Source organism: Arthrobacter sp. 01T419 (assembly GCF_056398865.1).
This window is the reverse complement of the sequence record NZ_JBFTQF010000002.1, coordinates 50,851-63,965: the sequence shown is the minus strand read 5'-3', so window position 1 is coordinate 63,965 and position 13,115 is coordinate 50,851. Positions and strand designations below refer to the sequence as shown.

The following is a 13,115-nucleotide window of genomic DNA, read 5'->3' as shown; positions in this document are numbered from 1 at the left end:
TTCAGGCGACGTGCGCCGGTGCTTAGGAGAAGGCGGCGATAATCTTCATGACCGCCGGACCCAAAAGGATAATGAACAGCGTGGGGAAGATGCAGAAGATCAGCGGAAACAGGATCTTCACAGGGATCTTCATGGCATGCTCCTCCGCTGCCTGCCTACGCTTGGTTCGCATCTCTTGTGCCTGGGACTTGAGGACCTTGGCGATTGCGATACCGTAGGCATCCGCCTGGACGACCGCCCTGATGAAGCTTCGAACGTCGGGTACATCCACGCGCTGGGACATATCCAGGTAGGCGTCCTTGCGGCTCCGTCCCACTTGGATGTCTTGCAGTGTCCGGATGAATTCATCGGCCAGGGGACCCCGTCCGTTTTCGGCAGCACGGGCCATCGCCGCCTCAAAACCGAGCCCTGCTTGGACAGCAATCAGCATCTGGTCCAGTGTGTTGGGCAGTTCCAGGCGGATGGCAGCCCGACGCTTTTGGGCATTGGAGCGGATCAGTAGATCCGGTACGAAGTAGGCCACTGCAATGACGCCAAGGCCAAGGAGGAGACGGCCGACCGATCGATCTCCGAGGAACAGGAGGAGTCCTAGCACAGCGCCGCCGAGCGCCAAGAGCGGTTTGACCATCAGGATCCGCCCCAGCGGCCAATCCTTCGGCCGTCCCGCCCCAGCCAATTGCATGTCGAGCCAAGCCACGTAACCGTTCGGCGCAAGTTGTCGTGAAAATGCCGTCAATCGATCCCGCGTGTTGGCAGACTGCGGCGCGGCTGCCGCGCGGGCGCCCAGATTGGTACGGATATTGCGAAGGCCTGCCCGGTCGCCGGTGACGACGAGCCAGACCATCCAGGAGACGGGGGCCACAATGGCCAACATGGCAGCATAAGCGATGGGTTGCATGATGAAATCCTCCCTAGTACTTCGGCTTGATGAGCCGGTTCAACCACAGCGCACCCAGGCTGAGCATGATGATCGCGACTGCAAGCATGATGTAGCCGGGCAGTGTTGACGTAAAGACGTGGGCGTAGCCGGGGTTGAGGAACTGCAGCAGGATGAACATCAAAACCGGCAGTCCGAGCAGCACCAGCGCTGACATCCGGCCCTCAGCGCTCAGCGCCTTGACCTGCCGGCGGATTTGATTGCGGTCACGAATCGTTTCACCGACGTGGTCCAAGACTTCTGCCAAGTCCCCGCCGACTTCCCTGTGAATTTCGATCGCTTGGGCTATCCAGCCGAAGTCTTCGCTCCTCGTCCTGATTGCGACGTCGCCCAGCGAACCTCCCAGATCCCGGCCGAGTCGGGTTTCGTTGACGATCCTGCTCATCTCTTCCGCCATGGGTGCTTCGCTCTCCTGGGCAGTGGCGTCCACTGCCCTCAAGAGGCTGTGCCCGGCCCGCATCCCGCCGCTCATCATCTGAAGGGCATCGGGTATTTGCTCGTCGAATTTCGCCGAACGCCTGGATATCAGCAAGCTGAGGAGCGCCGCGAGTGAAACGATGGCAGCGAGTGCCATGAGGATCGCAAAGAAGAGGCCACCCAACATGAAGCCGACGGCGCCGGCAAAGACGGTCGCGATACCCGCTATCAATACGTAGTCGCCGGGTTGCTTCTTCAACCCGGCGGCATCCAGTTTCACTTGGGAGAGATAACCACCCGAGCTTGGATGAATGCGGGTTTGGATGGCATCTCGCGCGCCGTCGGTAATCCGCGTCAACGTGGACGTGTGAAGCGGCGAATCAGGACGCCGCCTCTCGACGTCGAGCCTTCTTGACTTGAGTACCACTAGCACCACAAGAAGCAATGCGAGGTACACCAGGCCAAGCCCCGCGGCAAGCCAAATGATCTGGATTCCTGCATCGCTCATCGCAGGCCTCCCGACAGGTGGGCCCCGAATACTGCCGGAGAAATGGAAATTCCGAGTTCCGCGAAACGGTCGGTGAAGCGGGGACGCACTCCGGTAGGGACCGGCTTGCCGAGGAATCGGCCGTTGGCATCCACTCCGGCTGAGTAGTCGAAGACGAAGGCGTCCTGGAGAGTGACGATATCGCCTTCCATCCCTTGGACTTCGGTGATGTGCGTAACCCTGCGGGTTCCATCGCGCAAGCGGCTGATGTGCACGATCAGGTTGACGGCGGAGGCGACTTGTTCGCGGATAGCCCGGAGAGGCAGGTCCATGCCGGCCATCAGGACCAGAGTCTCCAGCCTGGCTATGGCATCGCGGGGCGAATTGGCGTGCACCGTGGAAATGGAACCGTCGTGGCCGGTGTTCATGGCCTGCAGCATGTCCAAGGACTCCCCGCCGCGGACCTCGCCCACCACGATGCGGTCCGGTCGCATGCGGAGCGAGTTCCTCACGAGATCCCGGATGGTGACCTCACCCCGTCCCTCGATATTGGCGGGCCTGCTCTCAAGCCGCACCACGTGCTCTTGCTGGAGTTGCAGCTCGACGGCATCCTCGATGGTGACGATCCGGTCCGTCGCCGGGATGAAGGAGGACAGGACATTCAACAGCGTGGTCTTACCAGTACCTGTACCGCCGGACACAATGATGTTCATCCGCGCCAGGACGCATGCCCTGAGAAGCTCAGCCATTTCCGGAGACAGGCTGCCAAACTCGATGAGCTTGTTGACCGTCAGAGCCTCGCGGCCGAATTTCCGGATGGTCAGTGAGGGACCGTTGACGGCAAGCGGAGGGATGATGGCATTCACGCGGGAGCCGTCAGCCAGCCGTGCGTCCACAAGCGGAGACGACTCGTCGATTCGGCGCCCAACTTTGGACACAATGCGCTCAATGACCCGCCGCAGGGCTTCGTCCGAGGAGAACTTGGCTTCCGTTTTGTACAGTTGCCCGTACCGTTCGACGTAGATGCTGTCGTAGCGGTTGACCATGACTTCCGTAATTTCCGGATCGTCAAGGAAACGTTGGATGGCGCCGTGCCCCAGGACGTCGTCGATGATTTCGGCCGTGAGGCGTTGCCGTTCGGTGGAAGTCAGGGGAACCTGCTCCTCGTCGACAACAACCTTCAGCTCGTCGCGGACATACTGGTGCAGTTCCGCCTCATCCAAGGAGGAATCCGAGAGTCTGGAGCCGAGCCGTTCAAACAGGGTCTTGCTGGCTCGCTCCTTGAGGTCGCTGAGGGCTTCACTGGCCAGAATCGTCGATGGTGTGTTTTCATCGGCGTGGGCCATGGCGTTCGAGGACTCTGCCGCTTTCACTTCCTGGATTCGGCCGAGGGTTGTCGCTATCGGCGCCCCCGCCTCGGGAACCGCGGCTGCATCCGGGGCGCCGGAACCGGTGCCGAACCGATGGCTTTCGAGTCTGCGTGAGAGGTTCACCGGACAACCGCCCTTCTGTGCAACTGCTTGTGTGATCGCTCATCCCAATTGGGCCTGAACCGGTTCACCAACAGGCGCAGGCCCTTGGTGGCAGCATCCCGCGCCCCGTCCTGGAGGAGCGGGACGCCTTTGTTGGTGGAGAAGGGAAGCGTCCTGGATCGGGGAATGGCAACATCCACCGGAACTCCGATGGTCGCTTCCACGTCCGAAAGGACCAGGCCGCTCTTCGGATCGGCCATGTTCAGCACGACGTGCCGGTACTGCGGGAGCAGTTGCAATTCTTCGAGAATGTTCAAGCCCGTCCGCAATCCGCGGATGCTCGGAATGTCCATCCCGCATACCCACACGGCATCCGTGGCATTTTCCAACGCTGCGAGGACATGCTCACCGAGCCCGGGAGCAGTGTCGATCACGACGTACTGGAATTCTTGACGTAGTTGTTCGAGCAATCTAGATACGTGCTGGGCCGTGATGCGGTCCATTTCCACTGGATTGCGGGGGGCACACAGAGCATAGATACTCGCGGGGTGGACACTCAAGTACGTCTTGAGCACCATGGAGTCCTGACTGGCCGGACCCAGCACCGCGTCGGTGATGGTACGTTCAGGATGCAAAAGCAACCCGCTGGCTACGTCACCAAACTGCAGGTCCAGATCGACGATCACCACGCCCATCGGCGCCATCGTCCCGAGACCGACCGCCAGATTAGTGGCCACCGTGGTCTTGCCCACGCCGCCCTTCGGCGACATGACGGCGATGATTCGGCCGCCGGAGGCCTGGGATGGAGCCTCGATGGCGTTGGGGGCCAGCCCCCTTCGCCGGCCCGCAGCAGCTAGGCTTGCCCGCTCCACCATCACGCGGATCGAGTCTGAGTCCGCCGCGGGGGAGAGGATGTCCCGTACCCCGGAGCGCATTGCCGCGAGGACCAGCGATTCGCTCTGCTCCGCGGCCAGCACAACACTGATTTCCGGGAATTGCAGATCCAGCAGCGAAGCGTGCTTGAGGGAATCATCGATTTCCAGGCCTGGTCCCAAAATCAACACCTCGGGAGGCTCTCCGAGGAGCTGATCCAGGATCTCCCGTGGTCCAGCCGGCAAGTAGTCGGCCTGGAACCATTGGAGGCTTCCGCTCATGCCGGCCGTCGCGGACCGAACCCGCCGTTCGAAGTCAAGGTCCGGGGTGATGAGAACGAAGCGACTCATTTGAATACACTCCCCCGGTCGATGACCCCGGTTGCGCCTACTAGGGCATCCGAGGGCTCTTTGCTCAGATAGATGGCACCGAACTCCGCGGCATAGACGATCTTCTGGACGTCCACGGCGGAGCGCGCTACAGTCACGAGATAGCCACCGCTCTGGCCAGAAGCCTTGTTGGAGTTGAGCGAGCCGCCGCCCGTTTGGGATGCAGAGCCGTTGTTGTCTGAAATAGCCCCGCTGGAGTCCTGCACCGCGGTGACGAGGACCTTGTTGAACGTAAAGCTCGTTTGGTCGGGGACGTTCGCTTTGTCGTCCGCTTTGAAGGACAGCATCATGCCGACTGTGTCGCCGGCAGCCAGGTGCCCTCCAACAACACGTTCGATCGGCAGTTTGACCGTGACTTCTTGAAGTCCAGTGGGGACTTCAACCCGGCCGGGACCAGCCAAGCTGTTCGGATCAACCATGCGGGATGCGAGCAATTGCTCACCGGGCATGAATTCGATCGAAGAAACCTTGGAACCCAGATCACTAAGGCTGGTGACACTATCTGCTGCTACTGCCGACTTCGGCACAGCTTTCTTGATGACGGAATCTCCGAATTTAGCGGTCGGAGTGCCGCTGGGGATTTCTTTTTGGATGACGTAGACGTCTTGAGTCTCCGTATTTGCCAGAGCGCGCTTGTCGGCGCCTTGGACGTAGAACACGAGCATCACTGTTCCAATGATGGCTACGACAAGCGCAGCGATGCCTCCCAGTAGGCGTGTTTTCACTTTATCTCCTATTCGGTACGCGGCAGCGTGGAACCGGGGCCGCTATTTGATGAGTTGCACTTGCCAGGTGCCGAGGTCTTGGGCAGGGCCGGAACCATTGCCATCGAAGTCGTCGACGGTTGCGAACTTGACGAATTGACCGATGACGCAGCGATCGTTTCCGCCCGAACACGCGAGGTTGGAGTTGCCGAGTGCGCCCGTGGTGTTGTGGTACTCGTAGACGCCGCCGTTGCCGAACTTCCAGCCAACGATGTTGAAGGTGGCGTAGCCGATGATGTGGAAAGTGGCGTTGTTCCCAGAGCCTGCTGACGTGTCAAAGACAGGGAAAGTGACTTTGACCGCAGTTCCACTTGTGAGGGAATTGATCCAACCTTGGAGAATGGTGGCGCATTGAGTTGGTTTGTTATTGCCCGGATCCGATCCGGCCATGTTGCCCGTAGAGGTTACGGCGTAGCAGTCGGCGTCAGGATCACTCAACCAACCCCAACCGCCTGGAACGGTGTGGCCAGAGGGGTTGGTGCACGTGGTACCGGGCTTCCAGGAGATCTTCTGGAGGGTCCCTGCTGCGGTTGCTCCACTCAGGTCCCAGCACTGGTTGGAGAAGGCAAGAGGGAACGCGCCGCCCCCGCTCGGAGGTTTGAGGGAAGCAGTCGCCTTTGCGCCGACARTGACTGGCGGCACGTTCAAAGCGCTGGAAAACAACTTGCTCAAGAAGCCGGCGTGTGTGGTGCCGTCAATAGTCGAGGTTGTGACTGTGACCTGGTTGGCGACACTCAGGTCAACGGACTGGAGGTTGGAAACACCATCGTTGGAGTTGCTGTCCGCGAGGGCCTTGGCAGCGGCGTTGGCGGCGCTTTGCGTACATCCGCCGCTATTCGAGCACAGTTGAGCCGCAGCAAGGGCCCCGGCGTCAGCGCCGTTTTGCAGTTGCGCCCTTTCTGCGTAGATTTGGCCGACATCCACCGCCATGGCACCGACTCCGATGAGGACGAGCACCATGAGCGCCACCATGACGCCGGCGACGCCCCGCTCGCCGTCCTGATTCCTTGTCCTTCTTGTTAGCCGCCACATGCCATGGCCCCCTTCCCGGTAACCGTGATCGACGGCGTAAAGAAGCCAGTGAGAGATGGGGCGGTGAAAGTCACTGTGGACTGGACCGTAACTCCATGGCTGCAGGCGCCCGAAAGGCTGACATTTCCGGGGGAGAGACTGATGCTCGGTGCCCCGGCAACAGCGGCCGCTTGTGCCTTGCCCGTATTGTTGGTGACCGCCATGGTTCGGGCGGCTTCGCGGGCTGCCTGGGTGACGGAAATTTGGAGGTTGTAAAAATAGGAGAATTCAATGATCGCCGCAACCAAGAGCAAAAGAATTGGCGCAATGAGCGCAAATTCCACAGCGACGGCTCCGCGTTCTCCCTTTTTTCTTGCTTTGCTGCGGATCATGTTATCCCCCAGAGGATTAAGCAGCTTCGGGACTTAACTTAGTTAGGAAGAGATTCTTCCTAGAAACGGCGATGCCGCGCCCGCGTTGAGCGGACGCGGCACCACAAAGGTTTGGCTTGAGTTCGGTTAAGCGCCGACCTTCCACTTGGCGACGTTCCCGGCGAGGTCGTTGAACCAAGTGTTCAGTGCGCCGCCGAAAGCAGTAACGCCAACGATGATGACCAAAGCGATGAACGCAACAAGCAATGAATATTCAGTTGCGGTTGCGCCCTTTTCGGAAGTGAGGCGATCTTTGACGCCGGCGACGAAAGCAATGACAGAAACCATGAGAGATGACATTGGAAAACCCTTCCCAGATAAGTGAATTTGTTTACGAATCCCTGCCGCTTACATATCCCTTTGGCGGTTCGGATTTCGATAGGACARGAATTGCCCCTGGGAGGGTTAACAAACAATGCGTAGTGGTACTCGTCTTTTTCCGTGCGGGGGGTGTTGATTACTCGAAGGACGCTCTGCGGGTACTCGGTTTTTCTGCCTAAGTACTACTTAGGCGCCGGCACAGATGGGGTTCCAGTGAACCGAGGGGAACCTGGGAAGATGGCGGCGGCTTTAGGCGGCCAGCAACACCACTCCAATTGCCGCGGCGAACATGGCCGGTCCGTGAGCTACTTCAGATGGCTTGATTCCGCGCTTCAGGCGCAACATCAGCACCGTCATCACCCCACCCACCACGAACCCCAGCAGGCCCCCGTAGAACACCTGGGTCCAACCCAAGTAGCCCAAGTACATTCCGAGTGGTGCTGCGAGCTTCACATCGCCCATTCCGAGGCCCCCCGGAGAAATTAATCCAAGAATTAAGTACCCGAGGAACAAAATGACACCGCCGGCAGCCGCGCGAAGCAGTCCGGGCCAGTCTGGAAGCAGCGCTGCGGACGTAGTTAACAGGACCAAACCGGCTGCAAGCAGGGACAGCACCAATGGGTTCGGGAGCAAATGATGGACTACGTCCAAACGCGACAGCTGTACAGCCAGCACCGCTAAGAGGAGATAGGCGGGGAGCGTCGGGGAGAGGCCGAACCGGAGCGCCAGGAGGACGAACAACGCCGCGGTGGCCGCCGCCGTCGTGATCCGGACTTTGAGGGAGGGGAGTCCGCCGAGGCGGGGCAGGAATCGGGCTATCAGGAGCTCTGCCAGGGGACTCAAGAGCAGTCCCAAAAGTCCAAGGACGCCTAGAAGCAAGGGCTGCGCTGCAGTTGCGGTCATGGCATCTCCTAAGATTCAAGGCATGGTCCCACGTGTTCACTGTGGTTGTCAGCCTATTTTGACCCTGAAGCTCCTTGCCGCTATTGTTGATAGTCGTTGTGCGTGTCCTTTCTCGATGACACATGCCCGCTTGGGGATCCAGTTGCAGGATCGTTAACTCGACAGGCATATCGGGACTTCGGGATAACTGGTACATAGAGCCCTCACCTCTGCTCCGGTAACGCATACCTAGTAGGCACACGCTCCAAGCGTGCCGCCTAAAACATGAACGCCAGAACAAGAACGAGGCAAAACCGTGCGTACGTACACCCCGAAGCCCGGCGATATCAACCGCCAGTGGCACGTCATTGACGCCACCGATGTTGTCCTTGGTCGTCTTGCCAGCCAGACCGCAACACTGCTGCGCGGAAAGCACAAGCCGACCTTTGCGTCCCACATGGACATGGGCGACTTCGTCATCATCATCAACGCTGAGAAGGTTGCCCTGACCGGCGCCAAGCTGGAGCAGAAGCGCGCATACCGCCACTCCGGCTACCCGGGCGGCCTGACCTCCGTCAACTACGCGGAGCTGCTGGAATCCAACCCGGTCCGCGCCGTGGAAAAGGCCATCAAGGGCATGCTCCCCAAGAACTCCCTCGCTGCACAGCAGTTGGGCAAGCTCAAGGTCTACCGTGGCGCTGAGCACCCCCACGCTGCACAGCAGCCGAAGACTTTCGAAATCACCCAGGTCGCCCAGTAGTCCTGGCCACCAAACAACTTTTAATACAAGGAGAATCGTGGCTCAGAACGAAGAACTGACCGCCGAAGCCGTCGAGGCCGAGGAAACCCTCACCAGCTACACCTCTGAAAGCTCGGCTGCCGAAGCCGCGCCGAAGAAGGAGCGCCCGGCACTGACCGTTGCCGGTGCTGCTGTTGGCCGCCGCAAGGAAGCCGTCGCACGCGTTCGCGTTGTGCCGGGCTCCGGCAAGTGGACCATCAACGGCCGCGAGCTGTCCAACTACTTCCCGAACAAGCTGCACCAGCAAGACGTCAACGAGCCCTTCAAGATCCTTGACCTTGAAGGCGCCTACGACGTCATCGCCCGCATCCACGGCGGTGGCCCCTCCGGCCAGGCCGGTGCACTGCGCCTCGGCGTTGCTCGCTCGCTGAACGAGATCGACATCGACAACAACCGCGCCACCCTGAAGAAGGCCGGCTTCCTGACCCGTGACGCACGTGTCATCGAGCGTAAGAAGGCTGGTCTCAAGAAGGCACGCAAGGCTCAGCAGTACTCCAAGCGCTAAACGCGCTCGGATCCACAAGCGCAAAAATGCTTGGGACGCTTCCAGCGTCCCGACGAGGCCCGTCCCGCCATTTGGCGGGGCGGGCCTCCGTCGTTTAATGGCCGGCCACAGCATGGTCCCTGACCGCCTGAACCGGACCGGTTCGGCAAGCGGAGGGCCGGCTGTCGTCTAGACTGGGACGCGATGGCTAGATTATTTGGAACAGATGGCGTGCGTGGTCTCGCCAATGGATTGCTCACCGCGGAGCTTGCTCTCCAGTTGGCCCAAGCAGCTGCCGTGGTCCTGGGCCACGAGCGCTCGGCCGATGGAGCACGGCCCCGCGCCGTCGTCGCCCGGGATCCGCGGGCTAGCGGAGAGTTCATCGCGGCGGCCGTTGAGGCCGGGCTTTCGAGCTCCGGGATTGATGTGTACGACGCGGGCGTGCTTCCCACGCCCGCAGCCGCGTACCTCATCGCGGACCTCAATGCCGATTTCGGCGTCATGATCTCCGCATCGCATAACCCGGCGCCGGACAACGGCATCAAGTTCTTTGCACGAGGCGGCCAGAAGCTCCCGGACGAGGTGGAGGACGCGATAGAAGCCCAGCTCGGCAAGGAGCCGTCCCGTCCCGTGGCGGGCGACGTCGGCCGCATCCAACGCTTCTCGGACGCCGAGGACCGCTACATCGTCCACCTGCTTGGCACCCTCCCACATCGCCTGGAAGGCCTCAAGGTCGTCCTGGACTGCGCCAACGGTGCGGCCAGCGGCTGTTCCCCTCAGGTCTTCGCCAGTGCAGGCGCTGAAGTTGTGGTGATTGGCGCGGAACCTGATGGCCTGAATATCAACGATGGCGTCGGTTCCACCCACCTCGGCCAGCTCAAGGAAGCGGTGGTCAAACACGGGGCAGACTTCGGCATTGCCCACGACGGCGACGCCGATCGGTGCCTGGCCGTGGACCACGAAGGCAACGAGGTTGACGGTGACCAGATCATGGCGATTCTGGCCCTCGCGCTGAAGGAGTCCGGAAAGCTGAAGGACGACGTCCTGGTGGCCACCGTGATGAGCAACCTCGGACTCAAGATCGCATTGCGCGATGCCGGGATCACCATTCGCGAGACGGCGGTAGGGGACCGTTACGTCCTTGAAGAAATGCGCGACGGCGGTTTCAGCCTTGGTGGCGAGCAGTCGGGGCACGTGATCTTCTCCGACTACGCCACTACCGGCGACGGCGTCCTGACAGGCCTGCAGATTGCCGCCCAAGTGGCCGGCACCGGCCGAACCCTCCAAGACCTCGCCCGGGCCATGACGAAGCTGCCGCAGCTCATGATCAACGTGAAGGGCGTGGACAAGTCCAGGGCCGCCACGGACGAAGGCGTGGCCGCTGCCGTGGCTGCCGCCGAACTCGAACTCGGCGATACCGGCCGTGTGCTCCTGCGGCCATCGGGCACCGAAGCGCTGGTCCGTGTGATGGTCGAGGCTGCTGACATGGAAACCGCAACCCGTATATGCACTGAACTTGCCGGCGTCGTCGAAGACCGCCTCGCGATTCCGCGCGAACTGGCCTTATAGGTCCGAGCCCCAAAAAGCTGTGGCCCGTCTCCCCCAGGAGACGGGCCACAGCCGCTCAGTTACCTTTGGACCAGGTTGTCGCGGATCTCGGTGAGGAGCGTGACTGCGGGGTCAGCAGCGGGTTCGTCTTCCGTGATGCCCAACTTGGCATTGCGGCGCTCAATGAGGTGGTTCATCGGAGCTACCACTCAACATGGCACCAAGCTAGTGCATGCGTGTTAATTCGGGGCGAGCTACCGGTCAGTTCTCCCCGGAGTGTCGGGAAATCTTCGGGTTAGTCAACTGCTAGAGGTAGCTTGGTGCGGCCTCGAGGCCAAAATATTCCTCGAGGGTGCCGATGCCACGATTGGCCATATCCGTCGCGGCCTCAACCCCGACAAAGCGTAAATGCCAGGGCTCGTAGTAATAGCCAGTGATTTCATGGAGCATCCACGGGTACCTGACAACAAATCCATACTTGAATGCGTTGGCCTTGGCCCAAACGGCTGCCGGCTGCTCAGCGAAGCAGGGCTGGAAGCTGCACGCCCCGCCGCCGTCGCCGATATCGAATGCCCAACCCGTCTGGTGTTCCGAGAACCCGGGGCGGGCGGAGGCTGTGTCTGCTGAAGCCTGGCCGCGCGAGGTCACATAACCGTTGTACGTCGCCGTTTGGGTTTGGAAGGAGCGGTAGCCGGAGGCCAAGGTCATGGTCACCCCAGCCGAGGCGGCCCCGGCAAAGAGCTTTTCTGCGGCTGCGGCAGTTGTGCTGTTGAGCAACGACGCCTCTCCACTTACCGCAAGTTGGACGCGGGGCTGTACGAGGTCAGCGGGGGCGAACTGCAAGGGAGCCAGCGGCCGGTGCTTATTGACGATGACCCACTGGCTCGCGGGGTCGCTCAGGGAATACTTTTGGGACAAAGCCCCCGACGGCGGCGCGCTGCTGGACGGCGGCGTGCTCGACGGCGGTGCCGCGCTCGCCGCAGGGGCAGGGACCGCCGTCGTGGTCGCCACTGCCGGCGTCGACGTTGCCGTTTGAGGACCTGAGGGGGACGGAGCCGCAGCGGGTGAAGCGACCGGGGTCTCCGGGGTACAGGCAGCCAACGCCGCGATACTTACGCCTGCCGCCAGCATGGTTGTGAAGGACCTTCTGCTCGGGCCGCAGTTGTGGCACATCCGTACTAGACCTTTCGGAGCAGCATGCGGCGGATCGAATGGTCTGCATCCTTGGTGAGGACAAGCTGCGCCCGGCCGCGGGTAGGGAGCACGTTTTCCTCAAGGTTGGGCTCGTTGATGCGTTTCCAAATGCCGCGGGCAGTGGCTTCCGCCTCGGCATCGGAGAGTGTCGCGTAGCGATGGAAATAGGATTCGGGCTGGGCGAAGGCCGTGCTTCGAAGCTTCCGGAAGCGGTCCACGTACCAGTCTTCGATGTACGCAGTCTTGGCGTCAACGTAAATGGAGAAATCAAAGAAATCGCTCAACGCCAAACCCTGCCGGCCGTCCTGCCGGGGACGGGCCGGGGCCAACACGTTGAGGCCCTCGACGATGAGGACGTCCGGCCGACGGACCACCACTTCCTTGTCCGGGACGATGTCGTAGGTGACGTGGGAATACCAAGGGGCGCGGACCTCTTCGGCGCCACCCTTGATCGCACTCACKAAGCGAAGCAGTGCCCGGCGGTCGTAGGACTCTGGAAAGCCCTTGCGCTCAAGCAAATGYCGACGCTTCAATTCGGCCAGCGGGTATAAGAATCCGTCGGTGGTGATGAGCTCGACGTTCGGTGTGCCCGGCCAACGGCGGAGCATTTCGCGAAGCACCCGGGCGATGGTGGACTTGCCGACCGCCACCGAACCTGCCACGCCAATCACGAAAGGCGTGCGCTGGGTCTGCTCGCCAAGGAACGTCGTTGTGGCCGCATGGAGCTGCTGGGATGCTTGGACGTAGAGGTGCAACAGGCGGGAGAGGGGGAGATAGACCTCGCGGATTTCCTTCATGTCCAGGGGATCGCCGAGGCCGCGAAGCCGGACGATGTCCTCTTCGTTAAGCGGTTGCTCCATCTGTGCAGCCAGCCGGGACCACGTCTGCCTGTCCAGCTCCACGAACGGAGAGGAGCTGTCGCCGTTCGCTTCATTGCGTTGCAAAGTCACCTTAGAGATTCTGCCCCCCACTTGGCTGATCCGGAAATACAGCATGAACGGCGGGGAGATTTTTGTGTGAGCATGCTCTCTTGGAAAGCCGCGCGATCCGGCAGTATCCGGCGGTTGGCCTGCTTGCACGGCCGGATATCCTACGTCCATTTCGTG

Annotated in this window: 15 protein-coding genes; 4 read left to right on the top strand and 11 right to left on the bottom strand. The window is 61.1% G+C overall.

Going from position 1 to position 13,115, the window contains the following annotated elements; all coding sequences use genetic code 11:
- Positions 1-22 precede the first annotated feature (22 nt).
- The 9 genes from AC1DLO_RS03900 to AC1DLO_RS03860 form a co-directional block, all read right to left on the bottom strand.
- Entirely contained in the window at positions 23-898 is an 876-nt protein-coding gene (locus AC1DLO_RS03900; RefSeq protein ID WP_476889327.1) for a type II secretion system F family protein, read from the bottom strand.
- A gap of 13 nt (positions 899-911) precedes the next feature.
- Positions 912-1,862 carry a type II secretion system F family protein gene (locus AC1DLO_RS03895; RefSeq protein ID WP_476889326.1) on the bottom strand — a complete coding sequence of 317 codons (951 nt, stop codon included), beginning with the start codon at positions 1,860-1,862 and terminating at the stop codon, positions 912-914.
- Complete coding sequence (locus AC1DLO_RS03890) at positions 1,859-3,334, bottom strand: CpaF family protein (protein ID WP_476889325.1); 1,476 nt, start codon at positions 3,332-3,334, stop codon at positions 1,859-1,861. Before AC1DLO_RS03890 ends, AC1DLO_RS03895 begins: the two co-directional genes overlap by 4 nt.
- Complete coding sequence (locus AC1DLO_RS03885; protein WP_476889324.1) at positions 3,331-4,536, bottom strand: CpaE/TadZ family protein; 1,206 nt, start codon at positions 4,534-4,536, stop codon at positions 3,331-3,333. The genes AC1DLO_RS03890 and AC1DLO_RS03885 overlap by 4 nt, the downstream gene beginning before the upstream one ends.
- A complete protein-coding gene (cpaB, locus tag AC1DLO_RS03880) occupies positions 4,533-5,300 on the bottom strand; it encodes a Flp pilus assembly protein CpaB (protein ID WP_476889323.1) in 768 nt (255 codons plus the stop codon). The genes AC1DLO_RS03885 and cpaB overlap by 4 nt, the downstream gene beginning before the upstream one ends.
- A gap of 42 nt (positions 5,301-5,342) precedes the next feature.
- Positions 5,343-6,371 carry a pilus assembly protein TadG-related protein gene (locus AC1DLO_RS03875; protein ID WP_476914401.1) on the bottom strand — a complete coding sequence of 343 codons (1,029 nt, stop codon included), beginning with the start codon at positions 6,369-6,371 and terminating at the stop codon, positions 5,343-5,345.
- Entirely contained in the window at positions 6,359-6,742 is a 384-nt protein-coding gene (locus AC1DLO_RS03870) for a TadE/TadG family type IV pilus assembly protein (RefSeq protein WP_476889321.1), read from the bottom strand. Before AC1DLO_RS03870 ends, AC1DLO_RS03875 begins: the two co-directional genes overlap by 13 nt.
- 126 nt (positions 6,743-6,868) lie before the next feature.
- Entirely contained in the window at positions 6,869-7,081 is a 213-nt protein-coding gene (locus AC1DLO_RS03865; RefSeq protein ID WP_476889320.1) for a Flp family type IVb pilin, read from the bottom strand.
- A gap of 270 nt (positions 7,082-7,351) precedes the next feature.
- Positions 7,352-8,005 carry a prepilin peptidase gene (locus tag AC1DLO_RS03860; RefSeq protein ID WP_476889319.1) on the bottom strand — a complete coding sequence of 218 codons (654 nt, stop codon included), beginning with the start codon at positions 8,003-8,005 and terminating at the stop codon, positions 7,352-7,354.
- Positions 8,006-8,300: 295 nt separating this feature from the next.
- Here AC1DLO_RS03860 and rplM point away from each other — a divergent pair, with 295 nt between their 5' ends.
- The 3 genes from rplM (at position 8,301) to glmM (ending at position 10,836) form a co-directional block, all read left to right on the top strand.
- On the top strand, positions 8,301-8,744 hold the full coding sequence (gene rplM / locus AC1DLO_RS03855) for a 50S ribosomal protein L13 (RefSeq protein ID WP_024817563.1): 444 nt from the start codon (positions 8,301-8,303) through the stop codon (positions 8,742-8,744).
- Between the two features lie 37 nt (positions 8,745-8,781).
- Entirely contained in the window at positions 8,782-9,288 is a 507-nt protein-coding gene (gene rpsI / locus AC1DLO_RS03850; protein WP_476889318.1) for a 30S ribosomal protein S9, read from the top strand.
- A 183-nt stretch (positions 9,289-9,471) separates the two neighbouring features.
- Positions 9,472-10,836, top strand: a complete 1,365-nt coding sequence (gene glmM / locus AC1DLO_RS03845; protein WP_476889317.1) for a phosphoglucosamine mutase — start codon at positions 9,472-9,474, stop codon at positions 10,834-10,836.
- 285 nt (positions 10,837-11,121) lie between these two features.
- Here glmM and AC1DLO_RS03840 read toward each other — a convergent pair whose 3' ends face one another.
- Entirely contained in the window at positions 11,122-11,592 is a 471-nt protein-coding gene (locus tag AC1DLO_RS03840; RefSeq protein ID WP_476889316.1) for a M15 family metallopeptidase, read from the bottom strand.
- A 94-nt stretch (positions 11,593-11,686) separates the two neighbouring features.
- Between AC1DLO_RS03840 and AC1DLO_RS03835 the strand changes: the two genes are divergently transcribed.
- A complete protein-coding gene (locus AC1DLO_RS03835; RefSeq protein WP_476889315.1) occupies positions 11,687-11,851 on the top strand; it encodes a hypothetical protein in 165 nt (54 codons plus the stop codon).
- A 142-nt stretch (positions 11,852-11,993) separates the two neighbouring features.
- On the opposite strand, the gene coaA is transcribed toward AC1DLO_RS03835, so the two are convergent.
- Entirely contained in the window at positions 11,994-13,004 is a 1,011-nt protein-coding gene (gene coaA / locus AC1DLO_RS03830) for a type I pantothenate kinase (RefSeq protein ID WP_476914400.1), read from the bottom strand.
- Positions 13,005-13,115: the final 111 nt, after the last annotated feature.

Excerpts from the sequence above, each read along its gene's own strand:
- AC1DLO_RS03860 (WP_476889319.1), bottom strand. The coding sequence starts at position 8,005 with ATGACCGCAACTGCAGCGCAGCCCTTGCTTCTAGGCGTCCTTGGACTT.
- AC1DLO_RS03885 (WP_476889324.1), bottom strand. The coding sequence starts at position 4,536 with ATGAGTCGCTTCGTTCTCATCACCCCGGACCTTGACTTCGAACGGCGG.
- AC1DLO_RS03835 (WP_476889315.1), top strand. The coding sequence starts at position 11,687 with ATGACCCACTGGCTCGCGGGGTCGCTCAGGGAATACTTTTGGGACAAA.
- AC1DLO_RS03900 (WP_476889327.1), bottom strand. The coding sequence starts at position 898 with ATGCAACCCATCGCTTATGCTGCCATGTTGGCCATTGTGGCCCCCGTC.
- AC1DLO_RS03895 (WP_476889326.1), bottom strand. The coding sequence starts at position 1,862 with ATGAGCGATGCAGGAATCCAGATCATTTGGCTTGCCGCGGGGCTTGGC.
- glmM (WP_476889317.1), top strand. The coding sequence starts at position 9,472 with ATGGCTAGATTATTTGGAACAGATGGCGTGCGTGGTCTCGCCAATGGA.
- AC1DLO_RS03870 (WP_476889321.1), bottom strand. The coding sequence starts at position 6,742 with ATGATCCGCAGCAAAGCAAGAAAAAAGGGAGAACGCGGAGCCGTCGCT.
- AC1DLO_RS03865 (WP_476889320.1), bottom strand. The coding sequence starts at position 7,081 with ATGTCATCTCTCATGGTTTCTGTCATTGCTTTCGTCGCCGGCGTCAAA.